Consider the following 890-nt stretch of genomic DNA (forward strand, 5'->3'; position numbering starts at 1 on the left):
TCTCTTCTTAAAAATCCACAGCTCCTTATCGGTACTGCTTCCTCTCTTTAAGAATGCTCCTCTACCAATGATATAATCATTCCTAAGCTTCGGTGTTGTGTTTTAGCCCCGGACATTTTCGGCGCAGGACCTCTCGACTAGTGAGCTATTACGCACTCTTTGAATGTGTGGCTGCTTCTGAGCCAACATCCTAGTTGTCTTCGAAATCCCACATCCTTTTCCACTTAACACACACTTTGGGACCTTAGCTGTAGGTCTGGGCTCTTTCCCTTTTGACTACCCAACTTATCTCGTGCAGTCTGACTCCCGTACATCATTTATGCGGCATTCGGAGTTTGATATTCTTCGGTAGACTTTGACGCCCCCTAGGAAATTCAGTGCTCTACCTCCGCTAAACTAATACGAGGCTAGCCCTAAAGCTATTTCGAGGAGAACCAGCTATCTCCGGGTTCGATTGGAATTTCTCCCCTATCCACACCTCATCGCCACCCTTTTCAACGGATGTGCGTTCGGTCCTCCATTCCCTTTTACGGGAACTTCAACCTGGACATGGATAGGTCACCCGGTTTCGGGTCTGCACATGCTGACTTTACGCCCTATTAAGACTCGCTCTCGCTTCGGCTCCGGAGCTTTACTCCTTAACCTCGCCAGCATCCGCAACTCGCCGGACCGTTCTACAAAAAGTACGCGGTTGCACCTTAACGTGCTTCCACAGCTTGTAAACACAGGGTTTCAGGTTCTCTTTCACTCCCCTCCCGGGGTCCTTTTCACCTTTCCTTCACAGTACTATGCGCTATCGGTCACTAAGGAGTATTTAGCCTTGGGGGGTGGTCCCCCCGAATTCCCGCAAGGTTCCACGTGTCTCGCGGTACTCTGGATCCTGCCGCTGC

The 890-nt window shown here is 50.3% G+C and carries 1 rRNA gene; it reads right to left on the reverse strand.

Going from position 1 to position 890, the window contains the following annotated elements:
- Positions 1 to 890: ribosomal RNA gene (locus PG862_RS14300) — 23S ribosomal RNA — on the reverse strand; the annotation flags it as partial.

The organism is Clostridium fessum (assembly GCF_027698965.1).
GTDB lineage: Bacteria > Bacillota > Clostridia > Lachnospirales > Lachnospiraceae > Otoolea > Otoolea fessa.